The organism is Nocardioides thalensis, from assembly GCF_013410655.1.
Lineage (GTDB): Bacteria > Actinomycetota > Actinomycetes > Propionibacteriales > Nocardioidaceae > Nocardioides > Nocardioides thalensis.
On sequence record NZ_JACCFP010000001.1, the window covers coordinates 2,663,338 to 2,678,119 of the forward strand.

Annotated in this window: 12 protein-coding genes; 3 read left to right on the forward strand and 9 right to left on the reverse strand. The window is 73.1% G+C overall.

The window, feature by feature from the left end; genetic code table 11:
* Window positions 1–13 precede the first annotated feature (13 nt).
* The 9 genes from murD to mraZ all read right to left on the reverse strand — a co-directional run bounded on the left by murD (window position 14) and on the right by mraZ (window position 9,713).
* Entirely contained in the window at window positions 14–1,480 is a 1,467-nt protein-coding gene (murD, locus tag HNR19_RS12990; protein ID WP_179668310.1) for a UDP-N-acetylmuramoyl-L-alanine--D-glutamate ligase, read from the reverse strand.
* Window positions 1,477–2,562 (reverse strand): phospho-N-acetylmuramoyl-pentapeptide-transferase, encoded by a 1,086-nt coding sequence (gene mraY, locus HNR19_RS12995; RefSeq protein WP_179668311.1) that lies wholly within the window; start codon window positions 2,560–2,562, stop codon window positions 1,477–1,479. Before mraY ends, murD begins: the two co-directional genes overlap by 4 nt.
* Window positions 2,562–3,971 carry a UDP-N-acetylmuramoyl-tripeptide--D-alanyl-D-alanine ligase gene (locus HNR19_RS13000; RefSeq protein ID WP_179668312.1) on the reverse strand — a complete coding sequence of 470 codons (1,410 nt, stop codon included), beginning with the start codon at window positions 3,969–3,971 and terminating at the stop codon, window positions 2,562–2,564. The genes mraY and HNR19_RS13000 overlap by 1 nt, the downstream gene beginning before the upstream one ends.
* Window positions 3,968–5,473, reverse strand: a complete 1,506-nt coding sequence (locus tag HNR19_RS13005) for a UDP-N-acetylmuramoyl-L-alanyl-D-glutamate--2,6-diaminopimelate ligase (protein WP_179668313.1) — start codon at window positions 5,471–5,473, stop codon at window positions 3,968–3,970. The genes HNR19_RS13000 and HNR19_RS13005 overlap by 4 nt, the downstream gene beginning before the upstream one ends.
* Complete coding sequence (locus tag HNR19_RS13010) at window positions 5,473–7,272, reverse strand: peptidoglycan D,D-transpeptidase FtsI family protein (protein WP_246303509.1); 1,800 nt, start codon at window positions 7,270–7,272, stop codon at window positions 5,473–5,475. Before HNR19_RS13010 ends, HNR19_RS13005 begins: the two co-directional genes overlap by 1 nt.
* A 39-nt stretch (window positions 7,273–7,311) precedes the next feature.
* On the reverse strand, window positions 7,312–7,887 hold the full coding sequence (ftsL, locus tag HNR19_RS13015) for a cell division protein FtsL (protein WP_179668314.1): 576 nt from the start codon (window positions 7,885–7,887) through the stop codon (window positions 7,312–7,314).
* Complete coding sequence (gene rsmH / locus HNR19_RS13020) at window positions 7,884–8,849, reverse strand: 16S rRNA (cytosine(1402)-N(4))-methyltransferase RsmH (RefSeq protein WP_179668315.1); 966 nt, start codon at window positions 8,847–8,849, stop codon at window positions 7,884–7,886. Before rsmH ends, ftsL begins: the two co-directional genes overlap by 4 nt.
* A 13-nt stretch (window positions 8,850–8,862) precedes the next feature.
* Window positions 8,863–9,027, reverse strand: coding sequence for a hypothetical protein (locus HNR19_RS13025; RefSeq protein WP_179668316.1), 165 nt, complete (start codon window positions 9,025–9,027; stop codon window positions 8,863–8,865).
* Window positions 9,028–9,299: 272 nt separating this feature from the next.
* The gene (gene mraZ, locus HNR19_RS13030; protein ID WP_246303510.1) at window positions 9,300–9,713 is read right to left on the reverse strand and encodes a division/cell wall cluster transcriptional repressor MraZ; all 414 of its coding nucleotides are present in this window, start codon (window positions 9,711–9,713) and stop codon (window positions 9,300–9,302) included.
* Window positions 9,714–10,059: 346 nt separating this feature from the next.
* On the opposite strand from mraZ, the gene HNR19_RS13035 reads away from it, so the two are divergent.
* The 3 genes from HNR19_RS13035 to HNR19_RS13045 are packed head-to-tail and all read left to right on the forward strand — an operon-like array spanning window position 10,060 to window position 14,631.
* Window positions 10,060–11,037 carry an AAA family ATPase gene (locus HNR19_RS13035; RefSeq protein WP_179668318.1) on the forward strand — a complete coding sequence of 326 codons (978 nt, stop codon included), beginning with the start codon at window positions 10,060–10,062 and terminating at the stop codon, window positions 11,035–11,037.
* 16 nt (window positions 11,038–11,053) lie between these two features.
* Entirely contained in the window at window positions 11,054–12,310 is a 1,257-nt protein-coding gene (locus HNR19_RS23560) for a DUF58 domain-containing protein (protein ID WP_179668319.1), read from the forward strand.
* Entirely contained in the window at window positions 12,307–14,631 is a 2,325-nt protein-coding gene (locus HNR19_RS13045) for a transglutaminaseTgpA domain-containing protein (protein WP_179668320.1), read from the forward strand. The genes HNR19_RS23560 and HNR19_RS13045 overlap by 4 nt, the downstream gene beginning before the upstream one ends.
* Window positions 14,632–14,782: the final 151 nt, after the last annotated feature.

Genomic DNA, 14,782 nt, shown 5'->3' on the forward strand with positions numbered 1-14,782 from the left:
TGCTCGGATGGTGCTAGTCCTCGATCGCCGCCCGCACGGCCGCGGCGAACGCGTCGCCCCGGGCGGCGTAGTCGGTGAACTGGTCCATCGACGCGCAGCCCGGCGCCAGCAGCACGGTGTCCCCCGCCTGCGCGGAGGCTCGAGCCGCGGCGACGACGCGTGCCATCAGGTCAGCCCCGTCTACGGGTCCAGTCTCGCCGGACGTCACCTCGATCACCGGCACATCCGGTGCGTGTCGCGCTAGCGCGTCGGCGATGAGCTGACGGTCCTGACCGATCAGCACGGCGGCCCGCAGCCGCTGCCGCACGGCCTGCACGAGGTCGTCGAACCGGGCGCCCTTGGCCAGGCCGCCGGCGACCCAGACCACCGAGTCGTAGGCGCCGAGCGAGGACTGGGCGGCGTGCGGGTTCGTCGCCTTGGAGTCGTCGACCCACGCGATGCCGTCGCGCTCGCCGACGAGCGCGATCCGGTGCCCACCGGGCACGAACGACCGCAGCCCGTCGCGTACGGCGGCCGCGGAGATCCCGTGTGCGCGCGCCAGCGCCGCCGCGGCCAGCGCGTTGGCGATGAAGTGCGGCGCCGTCGAGGCGAGGTCGGCGAGGGTGCCGAGCTCGGCGGCGCTGTGCTGCCGGTCGTCGATGAACGCCCGGTCCGCGAGCACGTCGTCGACCAGGCCCAGCATGCCGACGGACGGCGTGCCGAGGGTGAACCCGATCGCGCGGGCGCCCTCCTCGACGTCGGCCTCGCGCACCAGCGCCTCGGTGACCGGGTCGGCGACGTTGTAGACGCACGCCCGGCGGACCCGCTCGTAGATGCGCCCCTTGTCGGCGGCGTAGGCGTCCATCGAGCCGTGCCAGTCGACGTGGTCCTCGGCGACGTTGAGCACGGCGGCCGACTCGGCGGCGACAGAGTGGGTGTAGTGCAGCTGGAAGCTCGACAGCTCGACCGCGACCACGTCGTAGGGCTCGGGGTCCATGACGACCTCGGTCAGCGGGAGCCCCACGTTGCCGGCAGCGACGGCCCGCAGGCCCGCGGCGCGCAGCATCGACTCGAGCATCTGCACCGTCGTGGTCTTGCCGTTGGTGCCGGTGACGCACAGCCAGGGTGCCGGGTTGTCGGGGTCACGGAGCCGCCAGGCGAGCTCGGGCTCGCCCCAGACCGGCACGCCGCGCTCCTCCGCCTGGGCGACGAGCGGCGACCCGGGCCGGAAGCCCGGGGAGACGATCAGCACGTCGGCGTCGTCGGGCAGCGTGTCGGTGGCCCCGGTGTGGATCTCGATCCGGGCGCCGAGCACCTCGAGCAGCTCGGCGCGCTCGAGGATGTCGGGCTTCGCGTTCTCGGCGAGCGCGACGACGTCGGCGCCGAGGTGGAGCAGGTTGTCGACAGCGGCCGCCCCGCTGGCGCCGAAGCCGCCGACGACGGCCTTCACGCCCTCCCAGGAGTCCTTCCGACCGAGCCCCGTGACGTCGGGCTTCGTCACAGGCGGGACACCCACTCGGCGTAGAAGACGCCCAGGCCGGTGGCGACGAAGAGGCCGGTGATGATCCAGAACCGGATGACCACGGTGACCTGCTCCCAGCCGAGCATCTCGAAGTGGTGGTGGATCGGTGTGATCCGGAAGATCCGCTTGCCCGTCCCGGTGAGCTTGCGGGTCGTCTTGAACCAGGTGACCTGCAACATCACCGAGACCGTCTCGAGGACGAACAGGCCGCCGAGGATGACCAGCAGCAGCTCGGTGCGGGTGAGGATCGCGAAACCGGCGAGCGCGCCGCCGAGAGCGAGGGAGCCGGTGTCGCCCATGAAGATCTTGGCGGGCGAGGCGTTCCACCACAGGAAGCCGAAGCAGGACCCGGTGATCGCGGCCGCGATGACGGCGAGGTCGAGCGGGTCACGTACGTCGTAGCAGGTCGCGCTCGGGGCCTCCTGGCAGAACTGGTTGTTCTGCCAGATGTTGATGAGCGTGTAGGAGCCGAAGACCATCACGCTCGAGCCGGCCGCGAGGCCGTCGAGGCCGTCGGTGAGGTTGACCGCGTTGCTGAAGCCGGTCGCGATGAGCCAGATCAGCAAGAGAGCGAGCGGCCACCACAGGTCGAGCCAGTCGACGTCGCGGAGGAAGGAGATCTTGTCCGACGCCGGGGTGCGGCCGTTCTCGTCCTCGAGCCACGGCGAGAGTGCCAGCGCGCCGAACGCCAGGGCGATGACGGTCTGCCCGATCATCTTCGCCTTGCTGCGCAGACCGAGGTTGCGCTGGTTGCGGATCTTGATGAAGTCGTCGAGGAACCCGACGAGTCCCATCCCCACGAACAGGAAGAGCAGCAGCAGCCCGGACGCCGAGGGGGCGTCGAGCGTCAGCAGCTTGCCCGCGAAGTAGCCGATGGTCGCGGCGACCACGATGACCACGCCGCCCATCGTGGGCGTGCCCCTCTTCGTGTGGTGCGTCATCGGGCCGTCCTCGCGGATCTCCTGGCCGTAGCCCCACCGGGTGAAGAGCCGGATCGCCACCCGGGTGCCCAGCAGGGACACCATCAGCGCGATGCCACCACCGAAGAGGATCGCCAGCACTACGGAGTTCCACCCTTCACGTCGAGATCAGACCCGAGGAGCCGCGCCGCCACCCACTCGAGCGCGGCGCCGCGCGACGCCTTGACGAGGACCACGTCCCCGGCCCCGGCATTCTGCCGCACCCAGGCGGCGGCCTCGTCGCGCCCCACGGTGCGGACGACGAGCGGTGCGGAGCTCACGTCTGCTGTGACGGACGCGGCGCCCTCGGCGATCCCCGCCGCCGCGTCGCCGACGACGATCACGACGTCGACGCCCGCCCGGGCCGCGTGGGCGCCGACCGATCGGTGGCCCTCGTCGTGCTCGGGACCGAGCTCCTTCATCTCGCCCAGCACGGCGAAGGTACGGCGGCCGCTGCGCTCGCCGATCGCGACCAGCGCGTCGAGCGCCGCCCGCATCGACTCGGGGTTGGCGTTGTAGGCGTCGTTGAGGACGACCAGCCCGTCGGCGCGCTCCCGGAGCTCCATCCGCCACGGGGAGGCGGCCTCGAGCGTCGCCAGCGCCTCCGCGACCTCGGCGACGCCGGCGCCGCCGCCGATCGCCATCGCAGCGGCGGCCGCGGCGTTGAGCACCTGGTGCGCGCCGGTCTGGCGCAGTCGGACGGGGAGCCACTCACCGCCGTGCCCGAGCTCGTACGACGGCCTGCCCAGCTCGTCGAGCTCGACCCCGCGCCACGCCACGTCTCCGTCGGTGCCGAACGTGAGGACCCGGGCCTTCGTGCGCGGTGCCATCGCGGCCGTGTAGTCGTCGTCGGCGTTGAGCACCGCCACGCCGTCGGGCCCCAGCGCCTCGACGATCTCGCCCTTCGCCTGCGCGATGGCCTCGCGGCCGCCGAACTCGCCGACGTGGGCGGTGCCCACGTTGATCACGGCCGCCACGTCGGGCGGCGCGATCGTGCAGAGGTAGGCGATGTGGCCGATCCCGCGGGCGCCCATCTCCAGCACCAGGTGGCGGGTCTCGGCGGTCGCCCGCAGCGCGGTGAGGGGCACCCCGAGCTCGTTGTTGTTGTTGGCGGTCGTCGCGACCACGTGCTCGTCGCCGGCGAGGACACGCAGCACGCCCGCGAGGTAGTCCTTGGTGCCGGTCTTGCCCTGCGACCCGGTCAGCGCGTAGACCGTGGTGCCCGCCGCGCGCAGCCGGTCGACGACGTGGCGCGCGAGGCGCCCGAGAGCGGCCACCGGGTCGTCGACCACGACCGTCGGCGCCTCGGTCGGCCTGCTGCCGAGCACCACGTGGGCGCCGGCGGCGTACGCATGCCCGTCGACGCGCTCCCCCACCACCGCGACGAAGAGCCCGTCGGCGACCGGGCTCCGGCTGTCGACGTACGGCGCCCCGCCGACCAGCGTCTCGCCCGGCCCGTGGACCGAACCCCCCACCACGGCGGCGATCTCGTCGAGCGTCATCGGGATCATGCGGAGCCTCCGAGCAGCTCGCGGGCGACCTCGCGGTCGTCGAACGGGTGCACCACGCCGCCGACCTCCTGGCCGGTCTCGTGGCCCTTCCCGGCGATGACGACCAGGTCGCCGGGCCGGGCGCGGTCGAGCGCCTCCGCGATCGCGGCGCGGCGGTCGCCGATCTCGACGACCTCGGCAGCGCCGGTCGCGCCGCGCAGCACCTCGTCGCGGATCGCGGCCGGGTCCTCCGAGCGCGGGTTGTCGTCGGTGACGACGACGACGTCGGCGAGCTCGCTCGCGATCCGTCCCATCACCGGTCGCTTGCCGCGGTCGCGGTCGCCCCCGGCACCGATCACCAGGACGAGCCGCCCGGTGGTGACCGGCCGCAGCGTGCGGAGCACCGCCTCGAGGGCGTCGGGCTTGTGGGCGTAGTCGACGTAGACCGGCACCGGTCCCCTGTCGTCGACGCGCTCGAGGCGTCCGGGCACACCGCCGGCCACGGCCAGCCCGGCGGCGACCGCCTCGAGGTCGTGGCCGGCCTCGGCGGCGGACGCGATCGCGGCGAGGCCGTTGGCGACGTTGAAGTCGCCCGGCAGGCCGACCGAGGTCTCGACCGTCACGCCGCCGGGACCGCGCACGGTGAACCGGGAGCCCGTCGGGCCGGCGACCACGTCGGTCGCGGTCCAGTCGGCCTCGCCGCGGGCCGACAGCGTGCGGACCGGGATCGTGGCCTCGGCCGCGAGCCGGCGGCCGAACTCGTCGTCGACGTTGACCAGCGCGAGCCGTGCCCGCTCGGGCGTGAACAGCGACGCCTTCGCGGCGAAGTAGTCCTCGACGTCGGCGTGGAAGTCCAGGTGGTCGCGACCGAGATTGAGGAAGACCGCGACGTCGAACACGACGCCGTCGACCCGGCCCAGCACGAGCGCGTGGCTCGACACCTCCATCGCGCAGCCGACGACCTCCTGCTCCTTCATGGCGGCGAAGAGCCCGTGCAGGTCGGGCGCCTCGGGCGTGGTGAGCGCGGTCCTGACGTCGGCGCCGCCGATGCGGGTGCCGACGGTGCCGATGACCGCGGACCGCACTCCCGCGGCGCCGAGGGCGCCGTCGATCAGCCGGGTCACGGTGGTCTTTCCTTGGGTGCCGGTGACGCCGATCATTCGCAGCGCCCCCGCCGGCTCGCCGTAGACGCCGGCGGACACCGCACCGAGCACGCGGCGCGGGTCGGGGACGACGACGGTGGCCAGGCCCGCCGCCCGGGACCGCTCGAGCCCCGCGGGATCGGTCAGTACGGCGACCGCGCCCGACGCCGCCGCCTGCTCCACGAACTGCGCACCGTGCGCGCGCGAGCCGGGCAGCGCCGCGTAGAGGTCGCCCGGCTGCACCCGCCGCGAGTCGAGGGTCACCCCGGTGATCGGCACCCGGCCGGCGTCGGACGGCTCCGTCGTCGCACCCTCTCCCGCAAGCTCCACGACCCGGGCGAGCGCGACCGCGACCGGGTGAGCCGGGCGGGGCGCTGCCATCACCACTCGACGGGGATCTGGGACGGACGGGTGTCGGACCGCGGCACGGCGTAGCGCCGCAGCGTGTAGCTCATCAGCTTGGAGAACGCCGGGCCGGCGACCGAGCCACCGCCACTGCCCTCGCGGGGGTCGTGGACCACGACGTAGATGGTGAACCGCGGGTCCTCGGCGGGCGCGAACCCGGCGAAGGAGACCGTGGTCGAGTCGTAGACGCCGCTCTCGCCGACCCGCTGCGCCGTACCTGTCTTGCCGGCGACGCGGTAGCCGGGGACCGCGGCGCCGGGGGCGACGCCTGCCTCGGGATCGATCACACGCTCCATCATGAGCGTCGTCTGGTGGGCGGCGTCCTCGCTGATCACCTGGCGCTCGGTGGCGTCGTCGGTGCCGACCCGGGTGCCGTCGTCGAGCGTCGCGCTGCCCTTGATCAGGCTGGGGTCGACGCGGACGCCGCCGTTGGCGATCGTGTTGACCGCGGCGATCATCTGGATCGCGTTGACCGACAGCGACTGGCCGAACGCGATCCGGTCGTCGACCTGCGGCGTCCACTCGGCGCCGTTGGGCAGGATGCCGCGGGTCTCGCCGCCGATGCCGATGCCGGTGCGCCGGCCCAGGCCGTAGGCGGTGAGGTACCGCCGCAACTCGCCGCGCTTGAACCGGTCGGCGGCGATCACCGTGCCGATGTTGGACGACTTGGCGAGCACGCCGGCGAGCGTCAGCCGGAGCGTGCCGTGCTCCCAGTAGTCGCCGATCGGCCGGTCCTGGCGGTTGAGCACCGGCGGCACCGTGATCTTGGTGCGGTTGGTGGCGTAGCCCGCGTCGATCAGCGAGGCGAGCGTCAGCACCTTCTCGACCGAGCCGGGCTCGTAGACGTCGGTGAGCGCGGACGACTTGAAGAGGTGCTTCTGGTCGGCGAACTCCTGCGGCTGCGACGCGTCGTAGGACGGGTAGTCGGCGACGCTGAGGAGCTCTCCCGTGTGGCGGTCCATGATCACGGCCATGCCGGAGCTGCCGCCGGCGCCCTCGACGGTCTGCTGGAGCACCCGCTGGGTGTACCACTGCAGGTCGCTGTCGATGGTGGTCTGGAGGTCGGTGCCGTCGACCGCGGGGGTCACGGTGTTGTCGCCGAGCGGGATGGTGTTGCCGGCACCCACCTCGTAGCGCGCCTCGCCGTCGACTCCGGCGAGGAACTCGTCGAACGACGCCTCGAGGCCGGCGAGCGCGCGGGCCGATCCGTCGCGGCGCGGGGTGCCGAGGAAGCCGACCAGGTTGGCGGCGGTGTACTTGCCCGGGTAGACCCGGAGCGGGTCGCGCTCGGTGAACAGCCCGCTGTAGCCCTGCTCGCGGGTGTCGGCGACGACGTCGGCGGCCAGGCTGGCCGGCACCTGGCGGGCGACGTACTGGAACCGGCTGTCCTCGACGCGGAGCCGCTCGAGGGTGCGGATGTAGTCGATGTCGAGCCGGTTGGAGAGGATCCGCGCCAGGTCGCTCGCGTCGTCGGACGTCAGCGCGGGGTCGGCGACGATCATCAGCGCGTCGACGGACTCGGCCAGCGGCTCGCCGTTGCGGTCGAGGATCTCGCCGCGCTCCGAGGGGATGATCACCGACTCGGTGCCCTCCGCGGCGGCCATCTCGGCGTACTGCGCCGGGTCGATGCCCTGCAGCTGCACCAGCCGGGCAGCGAAGATCGAGAGCACGATCGCGATCCCGAGGAAGCCGACGCGCAGGCGCACGTTCGGCGATCCGCGACGCGGCGCCCGCGCGGAGGCGGGGCGGCGTGCCTGGGTGCTCGGTCGGCTCAACGCGGGGATCCTGGGTGTCGGCGGCGGGTCGGGTGGGCGTCAGCGACGGGCGCTGCGACGTCCTTCCCTCAACCTAAGCGCCCCACGGTCCTGATCCCGGTCCGGCACGCCGGAGCGGTCGGTCTGCCGCGGGTCGACGACGACCGGGTCGGGGTCGAGCGCGTCGGGGCGCTCCGGCGCCGGCGGGTAGAGCGGCAGCGCGCCCTCGCGGGTGGCGGGCTCGGGGTCTCCGTCGATCTCGCCGGTGGCGAGGTCGACCACGCCGGCCGGGGTGGTCGGGATGACCATGCCCAGGGCCTGCGCGAGCCTGGCGATCCGGGTGTCGTCGGACAGGTCCTGCACCTCCAGCTGGAGCGCCTGCTGCCGCGCGCTGAGGTCGCGGGCCTGCGCCTCCAGAGCGGTCTCACGGAACGACGCCTGCTGCATGGACGTGTTGAAGAGGAGGAGGCCGATGATGCCGGCCAGCAGGATGGCGCTGACCAGGGTGATGAACGGGACCTTGGGAGCGCGGACCGCCCGGGGCCGCGGGACCACCGCCAGCCGGGCCCGTTGCGCGGTGAGCTGGTCCAGCCGCGACGCGACGCGGTGGCGGAGCTGGGGTGCGGTGCTGCTCATGCGGCGGCTCCCTTGCCGGGTCGGATGCGCTCGATCGCTCGCAGCCGCACCGAGGCGGCCCGGGGGTTGGTGGCGGTCTCCTCCGCGGGCGCCTGCTCGGCACCTCGCGTGACCAGCCGCAGCGCGGGCTCGTGGCCCTCGGGGACGAACGGCAGGTCGTCGGGGACGTCCGTCGCGACCGCCGCTGCGAACGCCCGCTTGACGAGCCGGTCCTCCAGGGAGTGGTAGGACTCGACCACCACCCGGCCGCCGACGCCGATCGCGTCGATCGCCGCCGGGATCGCACGCTCGAGCACCCGCAGCTCGTCGTTGACCTCCATCCGCAGCGCCTGGAAGGTGCGCTTGGCCGGATGGCCGCCGGTGCGGCGGGCGGGTGCCGGGATCGCCTCGTAGAGCAGCGCGACGAGCCGTTCCGAGCTGGTGAACGGCTCCTTCGCTCGCTCGCGGACGATCGCGTCGACGATGCGGCGCGCGTTGCGCTCCTCGCCGTACTCCTTGAGGATCCGCACGAGCTCGCGCGGCTTGTAGGTGTTGAGCACGTCGGCCGCGGTGAGCCCCGCGTCCGGGTTCATCCTCATGTCGAGCGGGGCGTCGACGGCGTACGCGAAGCCCCGCTCGGGCAGGTCGAGCTGCATGGACGAGACGCCGAGGTCGAACAGCACGCCGTCGACCTCGTCGAGGCCGAGGTCGGCGAGCACGTCGGGGATCTCGTCATAAACCGCGTGCACGGCGGTGAACCGGTCGCCGTACGGCGCCAGCCGCTCGCGGCTGAGCTCGAGCGCGTTGGGGTCGCGGTCGATGCCGATCACCCGGGCGAGGCCGCAGCGCTCGAGGACCGCCTCGCTGTGGCCGCCGAGGCCGAGGGTGCAGTCGACGAGGACCGAGCCGTCGTGGTCGAGCGCAGGCGTGAGGAGAGCGACGACCCGGTCGAGGAGGACGGGGACGTGGCGTGGGGAAGTCACGGTCGTCGGCCCGTCAGCGCCCGAGTCCGGTGGCGACCAGCAGGGCCGCGGTGGTCGCGATCGAGACTCCGGCGGAGAAGGCCATCACCACGAACGCGGCGCGCGCCTGCTCTCGGACACGGGGCGGTGCCGGCGGTGCCGGCGAGGTCGCCGCCTCGCTCACGCGCATCACGCTCATCGGTTCGACCCCCATCGAAAGTTGCCCTGCTGCCCTGTCACTGCTGGTCCTGCTCGTGGTTCTCGGTGCTGCCCTGGTGGTGCTGTGTGGTTCGGGATGCCGCAGGACCAGGTCCCTGCCCGCTCCGCCCCCGCGTTCTGGGACCGGGGAAGGTGTCCCAGACCGCGCGAGCGCGGTTGCCGTCCGGAGCCGGGGAAGGTGCCCCGGAAGGCGTGGAGCGGGCCAGAGGCCTGGCCCTGCGGTGATCCCTGTCGAGTTGTCGTTGCTGGTGGCTAGTCGTCGTCCTCGTCGAGCTCGGTGAACTCGGCCAGTGCGGCCTCCTGGAACTCGCGCCACTTGGCCGGGTTCCAGATCTCGAGCCGGTCGCGCACGCCGATGACGACCACGTCGCGCTCGAGGGAGGCGTACTCACGCAGGTGCGCCGGGATGCCGATGCGGCCCTGCTTGTCGGGGGTGCCCTCGTCGCCGCCGGCGAAGAGGATGCGTGCGTAGTTGCGGGCTGCCCGGCTGGTCATCGGCCGCGCGGCGGCCCGGTCGGCCTCCTGCGCGAAGACGTCAGAGGGCCAGACGACGAGGCAGTTCTCCTGTCCCTGCGTCACCACGAGGCCCTCCGCCAGTCGATCCCTGAACTTTGCCGGGAGGAAGAGGCGCCCCTTCTCGTCGAGCTTCGGGGTGTAGGTGCCCATGAAGAGCATCTGCAGCCTCCGATCTCCTCCACTTTCCCCCACAGTACTCCACTTTCCCCCACCGTCAACCACATCCGGGCATGTTGCGCGCCCTTCTCGCCGGAGGTACGGCGTCGCAGGCGCGCCGTCCCTGTGGGTGAAAGCGCAGGTGAGCGCCCGTTTTCGCCCGCCCGGCGCGCGAAGTGGAGCGGGGTGGAGCGAAAGGTGGGGGACGGTGGAGCGGAACGTGGTGGGCGGTGGAGGACCCAGTTGGTCACGGCGCGGACACAGTTCGCCCGGGGCGCCTATCGTTTGACCAGCGGCGTCGTACTGTGGGCGCCCTCACAGGACGGGACAGGGAGAGCACGTGGAGTCGCAGGAGATCGGCCAGAGCGCCGACGTGGCGTCAGTCGCCAAGGTGGCCGGGCGGATCCGCGCGAACGTCGAGAAGGTGATCGAGGGCAAGAGCGACGTCGTCACCGCGACGCTCGTCACCCTCCTGGCCGAGGGTCACCTGCTCCTCGAGGACGTGCCCGGCGTCGGCAAGACGATGCTGTCGAAGGCGCTGGCCCGCAGCATCGACTCGACGGTGCGACGGATCCAGTTCACCCCCGACCTGCTGCCGTCCGACGTGACCGGCGTGTCGGTCTACAACCAGAACACCCGGGAGTTCGAGTTCCGCCCCGGCGGCGTCTTCGCCAACATCGTGATCGGCGACGAGATCAACCGGGCTTCCCCCAAGACGCAGTCCGCGCTCCTGGAGTGCATGGAGGAGCACCAGGTCACCGTCGACAACGTGACCTACCACCTCGAGGCGCCGTTCATGGTCATCGCGACCCAGAACCCGGTCGAGATGGAGGGCACCTACGCACTGCCCGAGGCGCAGCGCGACCGGTTCATGGCCCGCGTCTCGATCGGCTACCCGCCGGCGGCCGCGGAGATCGCGATGCTCGACGCCCGCGACCGGGTCAACCCGCTCGACGACCTGGAGCCGGTCACCGACGGCGCCGAGATCCGCAAGCTCTGCGGCATCGTCCAGCAGGTCCACGTCAGCCAGGCGGTGCAGCGCTACGCCGTCGCGCTCACCGCGGCGACCCGCGAGACCCCCGAGCTGCTGCTCGGCGCGTCCCCGCGCGCGACGCTCCACCTGGTCCGCGCGGCCAAGGCCTACGCCGCCATCCAGCAGCGCGACTACGTGCTGCCCGACGACGTGCGCGCGCTGGTCCACCCCGTGATCGCGCACCGGCTGCTGCCCAGCGCCGAGGCAGCGGTCTCCGGCCGCCAGGTCGGCACGGTGCTCGACGCCGTCGCCGCCCGGGTGCCGGTGCCCGAGCGCTCCGCCTGAGGGGCGGGACAGCACGGTGCGCGACGCGCTCGCGGGCCTCACCCTCCGCGGACGGGCCTTCCTCGCCGCCGGCGGCACGGCGATCGTGTGCGCCATCCTGCTCGGCCAGTCGGCGCTGACCCGGGTCGGCGTCCTTGTGCTGGTGCTGCCGCTCGTCGCCGCGTTCGTGATCGGACGCGGTCGGTTCGACCTCGGTGTCTCCCGTACGGCGACGCCGCGCCTCGTGGCGGCCGGCCAGCCTGCGCGGATCGACCTCTCCATCTCCAACCGGGGCCGCCGCTCGACCGGCGCCCTGCTTGTCGAGGACCTGGTGCCGTACGCCCTCGGCACCCGCTCGCGGTTCGTGCTGCAGGGCCTGGGGCGGGAGTGGGAGCGGGAGGTCAGCTATCAGGTGCGCTCCGACGTGCGCGGCTGCTTCGAGATCGGGCCGCTGGCACTGCGGGTGGCCGACCCGTTCGGGCTCGTCGAGCTGCGCCGTACCTTCCCCGGCACGACGACGCTGGTCGTCACGCCCCGCACCGTGCCCCTCCCCCAGATCCCGCTCGGCGGCGGCTGGAGCGGCTCCGGCGAGCACCGGCCGCAGGCGTTCGCGGCCGGTTCGGCCGAGGACGTCAGCGTGCGCGAGTACCGCCGCGGCGACGAGCTGCGCCGCGTGCACTGGCGCAGCTCCGCGCGCGTCGGTGACCTGATGGTGCGGCGCGAGGAGCAGCCGTGGGAGGCCAAGGCGACCGTGCTGCTCGACAACCGGCTGCGGGTGCACCGCGGCCACGGGCTCGCCTCCAGCTTCGAGGCGGCGGTCAGCGTCGCCGCGTCGATCGTGGTCCACCTCGAGCAGATCGGGTACGCCGTCCGCCTGGTCACGGCCGAGGGCGGCGGCGGAGGTGGCGAGCACGGCGGTGCGGAGCACCACACCGAGGGCATGCTCGAGCGGCTGGCGCTGCTCGCGCCCACGCAGCGTGCGCTGCTCGACGCGGGCTGGTCCGGCGACCAGAACCGCGGCGGCACCGTGTTCGCGGTGCTCGGGAGCATGGAGCCGTCGGACATCCCTGCGCTGCGCCGGATCCGGCACGACAGCTCCAGCACGATGGCGATCGTCCTCGACGTCGAGCAGTGGGCCGGCCGGGCGCCGTCCGCCGACCTGCCGTCGCCGGAGGCCGCCGTGCGTGGTCTCGGTTGGCGCGCCGTCGGCGTCGGACCGCGCGATCGCCTCGACACGGCGTGGCAGGACCTCGGTCGTCACGCGGAGCGCGGCGCGAAGAGCGGTGCCCGATGAGGCCCGGCCGTCCCGCGCTCCCCCTGGCGCTGCTGTCCGCGCTGGTCTCGGTCGGCACCGCATGGGCGGCGCTCACGTCGTGGCGCGGGTTCGTCACGATGCCGTCGGAGTACCTGGTGCCGCTGCTGGTCTGCGGCCTGCTCGTCGCCGTGCCCGGCGCGCTGCTCCGACGCCTCGACACCCCGCGCGTCGTGGTGGTCCTGGTGCAGGTGCTCCTCGTCGCGGCGTACGTCTCCATCGAGGTCGTCGGGTCCGCGCTGCCGACCGGCAGCACCATCGACGCGCTCGGGCGATCGCTCGAGATCGCCGCCGAGTCGGCGCGCACCTACGAGGCGCCGATCGGGCCCGACGCACCACCGGTCACTCCCCTGCTCATCTGTTCGGGCGCGTTCTTCGTGCTCCTGGTCGACCTGGTCGCCTGCACGCTGCGCCGGGTGCCGGTCGCCGGCCTGGCGCTGCTCGCGATCTACTCGGTGCCGATCGGGTTGACGGGCAGCGGCGGCGGCTGGATCACCTTCGTCGGCACCGCGATCGGCTTCCTGGTCATGCTGCACCTCGACGCGCGCGACCACCTGCTGCGGTGGGGCCGGCCGCTCGGTCCGGTCGACGGGTCCCCGTGGGCCGAGACCAACCCGGTCGCCGACGCGGTCCAGGCAGGAGCGGGCCGCATCGGCGTCGCCGCCACCGCACTCGCGCTCGTCGTACCCGTCCTGGTGCCGGTGCTCGACCTCGACGTGTTCGGTATCGGTCCCGGTGACGGCGACGACGACATCGAGATCCACAACCCCAGCGTCGACCTCCGCCGCGACCTCGAGGACACCGAGGACATCCCGCTCCTGCGGGTGACCACCGACGACCCCAAGCCCGAGTACCTGCGCACCGGCGTCCTCGCCCTCTTCACCGGCGACATCTGGACCAGCGGCAACCGCGACGTCTCCACCGAGGACCGCGCGACCGGCGAGATGCCCGAGCCCGAGGGGCTCTCGGCGTCCGTGCCGACGGTGGAGTACGAGTCCCAGATCGAGACGACCGACGAGTTCGACTCGTGGTGGCTGCCGACCCAGTACCCGGCGTCGTCCGTGGTCGCGGAGGGCGACTGGCGGTTCGATCCCGACACGATGGACTTCCTCGCCTCCGACGAGGACGACGAGCTCACGGCGGCCGACATCTCCTACTCGATGACGGCGATCGAGCCCGACTACGGCCTGACCGGCACCTTCTTCAGCAACGCCACACCGGGCTCGGTGGCCGAGGAGTTCCTCGAGGTCCCCGGTGGCCTGCCGTCCGACGTCCGCAACTACGCGCAGGCGGTGACGGGCACCGCCACCAGCGACTACGAGCGGGCGCTCATGCTGCAGAACTGGTTCCGCGACGAGTTCACCTACAGCCTGCGCAGGGCACCCGAGGGCGTGGGCGGCGGGACGTTCGAGACGTTCCTCAACGAGGGCCCGGAGGGCCGGATCGGCTACTGCGAGCAGTTCGCCTCGGCGATGGCCGCGATGGCTCGCACGCTCGGCATCCCGGCCCGGGTCGCGATCGGCTTCCTCTCCCCCAGCCCGATCGGCGACGGCGTGTGGGAGTACAGCTCGAAGGACCTGCACGCCTGGCCGGAGCTCTACTTCGAGGGCGCCGGCTGGGTGCGGTTCGAACCGACGCCGTCGCGCCGCGCCCGCACCGTCCCCGACTACACCCGGGTGCCGGTCAACGAGCCGAACGACCTGCCGACCGACGGCCCGACCTCCAACCCGTCCGACGAGCTCCCGCCGAGCGACCGGCCGTCCCAGGCCGAGCCGACCGCGGCCCCGGAGGACGAGGCCCAGGGCGACGGTGCCGACGGCGACGGCGGCACGGACCTCGGCCAGGTGCTGACGATCGTCGCCGTGGCGCTGCTCGCCGCGGTGCTCCTGGTCGTGCTGCTCATGACGCCACGCACGCTGCGGGCCGGGGCGCGGAGACGACGCCTCGCCGGAGGACCCGACGACGTGTGGGACGAGCTGCACGCCACCGCGATCGACCTCGACGTGCCGTGGCCGAGTCATCGTTCGCCGCGGGAGGTCGGCGCCGCGCTCGTCGAGCACGTCGCCGACGACGTGGTCGCGCTGGAGCGGGTGCTCGACGCCGTCGAGCGCGCCCGCTACGCGCGCCCCGGTGCGCCCGTCCCCGCCGGGCTCGCCGAGGACGGCGCGACGTGCGTCGCTGCGCTGGAGGCCGGCGTCACCCCGCGAGTACGACGCCGCGCGAAGTGGCTGCCGCGGTCACTGCGGCGCGCGGGCCTCCGGGCGCCGTACGAGAACAAGGCGACGGTGGGGGCGGGGCGCTAGCGGGCTTCGTGGTCGCCACCGCTGCGCCTGGAAGGGCCGAACTAGGAAGGTCTTGCCGCCGAACAGCAGCAAGCCGAGATCACCTCGACTGCGGGGCCGGCAGCGTGGCGCCCCAGCCGCGAAGCGGCACGGCGCGAACCCCGCGGGGCCG

Bases quoted from the DNA above. Each gene is read 5' to 3' on its own strand.
- HNR19_RS13000 (WP_179668312.1), bottom strand. From the start codon at position 3,971: ATGATCCCGATGACGCTCGACGAGATCGCCGCCGTGGTGGGGGGTTCG.
- HNR19_RS13005 (WP_179668313.1), bottom strand. From the start codon at position 5,473: ATGGCAGCGCCCCGCCCGGCTCACCCGGTCGCGGTCGCGCTCGCCCGG.
- ftsL (WP_179668314.1), bottom strand. From the start codon at position 7,887: ATGAGCAGCACCGCACCCCAGCTCCGCCACCGCGTCGCGTCGCGGCTG.
- HNR19_RS13025 (WP_179668316.1), bottom strand. From the start codon at position 9,027: ATGAGCGTGATGCGCGTGAGCGAGGCGGCGACCTCGCCGGCACCGCCG.
- mraZ (WP_246303510.1), bottom strand. From the start codon at position 9,713: ATGGGCACCTACACCCCGAAGCTCGACGAGAAGGGGCGCCTCTTCCTC.
- HNR19_RS13045 (WP_179668320.1), top strand. From the start codon at position 12,307: ATGAGGCCCGGCCGTCCCGCGCTCCCCCTGGCGCTGCTGTCCGCGCTG.